Raw genomic sequence first — 3608 nt, forward strand, 5'->3', positions numbered from 1 at the left:
GCAGCTGGCCGGCGATCTCCATGTTGGTGGGCCAGTCGAACTCGGGCTCCTCCGCCGTGGGGTACTTGGTACCGATCCAGGTGCCGTAGTCGTGACTGCCGGCTACTGCCACCGCGACCTTATAGAACTCCGGATGCTGGAGTAACGCACGCGCTGCGCGCCAGCCGCCGTCGGAGTTGCCATAGATGCCGACGCGATCGACATCAATGAACGGATAGCGCTTCGCCAGCTGACGCATCGCGCCGATATGGTCGTCATAGAACGCCGGCTCGGTGGCCTTCTTGCCATCGAACACGGACTGGACTTTGCGAGAACGGAACTTGGCTTCGCGGCCGTCGAACATCATGGTGGCGAACCCGACTTGAGCCAGCGACATCGCACCCAGATAGTTCTGATCCAGGAACTTGCGCGGGGCGTACAGACCGCCCATGTACTGTGGCTGCACGATCGGATACGACTTGCTCGGATCCACATCGAACGGCAGGAACAACGCGCCGTACAAATCGGTGACACCGTCGACCGACTTCACGGTGAACGGAATCGGCGGCTTCCAACCCAACGCTTTCAACGCGCTGATATCTGCACGCAGCAGCTCAACCGAGCGCTTGCCATCCACACTGCGCAAGACGCTGACGGGTGGCGTGACGATCGTCGAGTAAGTGTCGACGAACCACTTGCCGTCGGCAGAGAACTGCACGTCATGCTGAGCATCTTCCGGTGTCAGCAATACCGGCGAGCCACCGTCGAGCGACACTCGATACAAATGGGAATTGTTGGGATGACGGCCGCGCTCCTTGCCTCGCGCGCTGAAGTAAACCCAGCGACCTTGGTCGTCGATGCGACGAATGTCATCAACGGCCCACTCGCCTTTGGTGAGCTGGCGCTTCAACGCACCGGTGCGGCCGTCGTATAGATACAAATGGCCCCAGTCCGAACGCATCGAGTACACGACCAGTTCGCGACCATTGTCGACCGACAGGAAGCGCTTCTCCGAAGCGATCTCCCCTTCGGCGGGCTCGGTGAGCAAAGCACGTGCCTTGCCGGTGCTGGCGTCGGCGGCATAGGCCGTCATCGTCTCGCCATCCTTGTTGAATGGCGCTGCGAACACGGTCTTGCCGTCACGGCTCCAACGCAACCCGCCCTTCGGCGTGGGCTCGAAGAACACCAACGGCTGCGGAATCTGCAGGTCCACGCGCGAACCGTCGCGCATGTCGAAGATCACCAGATCGGCCCGCTGCACCTTGGGGCTGTTACGGAACGCGGTGTTCTGGAAGTGCACCCACGGCACTTGATGTGCCTGGCCCGCCACCACCGGGACGATCAACGGCAACTTGAACAGACCGCGCTCATCGACGCGATAGGTGACGAAGCGATCCCCTTCCGGCGACCACACGCCATACGGCTGATCGGGCAAGCCGTTGCGTAGCTTCGACAACGACTGGATGTCCGAGTCCGGCACGCGGCCATAGGCGTAGTCGGCGACACCGTCGCTGGTCAGCTTGGTCTGCTGCCCGGTGGCCAGATCGACGCGCGTCAGCTGCTCGCCATCGCGACGAACCGCCCACTTGCCGTTGGGTGACGGCACCCAAGCAGGATCCAACGCACGTGCTTCGGGCTTCGACGGTTTGGCCGGTAACGCACTCTTTTGCAAAGTGCGCAGATCGATCTGCCAATAACGAGTGCCCTGCGCGGACTTCTCTTCGAACCAGACACTGCTGCCATCCGGCGACCACTGCGGCTGGACGCTCATGCCATAGACGTAGCGCTCGACCCGCCACGGCAGCATCTCGGCTGCGCGTTCATAGCGTTCTTTGAGTGGCACCTGGCCCGGCTCGCTGGCGATGCTGGGCACCGCGAACAACAGACTCAGCGTGAGCGGCAAGGCTCGACGGATCGACGGCATGGCTCGCACTAACACACTCCATGGGTTCGGACGGCCGGAGCTTATAACGCCGGCCGTCCGTCGCGATCAGAGTTTTTGCGGGTGTAGCCGCTTGGCCAGGAACTCGTAGATCTGGCTGCGGGCCTCTTGACCCACTTCGGTGTCCAGCTCGCCGAAGCCATGGGCGCCCGGGGCGTTGTCGAAAATTTTGTATTCGAACTTCTTGTTGGCGGCCTTGAGCACCGCGATCAGGTGTTCGACTTCCATCACGCTCACGTCGCCGTCATTGGTGGTGGTGTGGATCAGCAACGGCGTGCGCAGTTTGTCGGCGTGGTAGACCGGCGAACGGCGGCGGTACTCGACGAGGTTTTCCTGCGGCGTGCTGCCCATGAATTCCTTGAAGGTACCGATGTAGTCCGGCTGATAGGCGCTGCGCTGGACCAGATCGCTCACCGGCACGCCCGAGAACGCCACCTGATAGTCATCAGGGAAACGGAACACCGTCATCAAGGCATGGAAGCCACCGTGACTCCAACCCATGATGCCGACGCGTGAACCATCGACGGGCAGATTCTTCACCGCCCAATTACGCGCTGCCTGCGTGTCGTCGATCTCGGTGCCGCCGTAATCGATCTGGCTGTAGAGATGGCCGCCGTAACCGGTGCTGCCGCGATACTCGGGCGCGATGATGACGTAGCCCTGCTTCAGCAATTCCTTGGTCACCTTCACTGAATTGAAGCGCCCGTGCAGACCGCCGTGCACGAACACGATCAGCGGCGCCTTGCGATTACCCAACGCCTTGGGCACGAAGGTGTATGCGGGAATGACCAGCGGATTGCCAGCACCGAGCCCGGTGGGATTCTTGTCACGGCCCGGCACCGAGGTGAATTTGATCTCTTCGATCTCGGCCAGATCGCCGAGCTTCTGATACATCAGCAGCACGTCGAGCTTTCTTTGCAAGATATCGATGTCGTGCCGATACTCGGCGATCTTCGGCTTCTCCTTCGCGTCCGGAGCTGTTTGGCCGAATGTCACGGGCGCAATCAAACTCAAGCAAACGCACAGCGCGGATCTGATCAATCGTCTTGGGGTATGCATCATCTCATAAGCTCGCAAAGTGGCTGGCGATAGGAAACATCTCACAGCGGTGCATCCCAGCGCTCGGTTGCGCTCAAGCCGAGCGCCTGGATGCGATCATCTGTACCGAGTGCTAAATTCACATCGGCGATTCCACCGGTGAAGCGGGCTCGATAGATATGAACACGTTCATCGCCCACCTGATCGATCGCGAATAAACGCAACTCTTGCAGCGCACCGAGCGACGCACGAGCTTTGCTATAGACAGAAATCCGATAAGGCCGATCGGACATCGCGAACGCGCCCAGCTCGCTGCTGGGAATCTCTTGCGGTTCGAGCATGCGCCGCAAACGTTTCGTCACAGCGGGCGCGGAATCTTTGATGGGTCGCGCCGGCGCCGGCACGAGCGTTGGATCAATCATTCCGGCCAAGTGGCGGACGATCTCTTCACGGTTCACGCCCGAGCGATTCGCCAGCACGATGATCGCCAATTGCGGCCCGAGGAAACGGCTGTAGTAACTGCCGAAACCCAAGTGCGACCCGCTGTGATAACGCACTTGCTGTCGCGGGCTCTCCAAGAACCAGCCGAACCCGTACGGATAGCTGCGACCGCTGGCCAACGTTGCGGGCCGAAAGATTTCCTGCCAGC

2 protein-coding genes and 1 pseudogene are annotated in these 3608 nt (G+C 60.9%); all 3 read right to left on the bottom strand.

Annotated features, from left to right (window positions below):
• A partial coding sequence (locus JNL55_RS35155; RefSeq protein WP_293865993.1) for a S9 family peptidase occupies window positions 1–1903 on the bottom strand: 1903 nt, incomplete at its 3' end.
• 66 nt (window positions 1904–1969) lie between these two features.
• Window positions 1970–2917 (bottom strand): alpha/beta hydrolase family protein, encoded by a 948-nt coding sequence (locus JNL55_RS35160; RefSeq protein WP_293865996.1) that lies wholly within the window; start codon window positions 2915–2917, stop codon window positions 1970–1972.
• Window positions 2918–3021: 104 nt separating this feature from the next.
• A pseudogene (locus JNL55_RS35165) lies at window positions 3022–3608 on the bottom strand (hypothetical protein); the annotation flags it as partial.

It is taken from the genome of Steroidobacter sp. (assembly GCF_016790065.1).
Lineage (GTDB): Bacteria > Pseudomonadota > Gammaproteobacteria > Steroidobacterales > Steroidobacteraceae > Steroidobacter.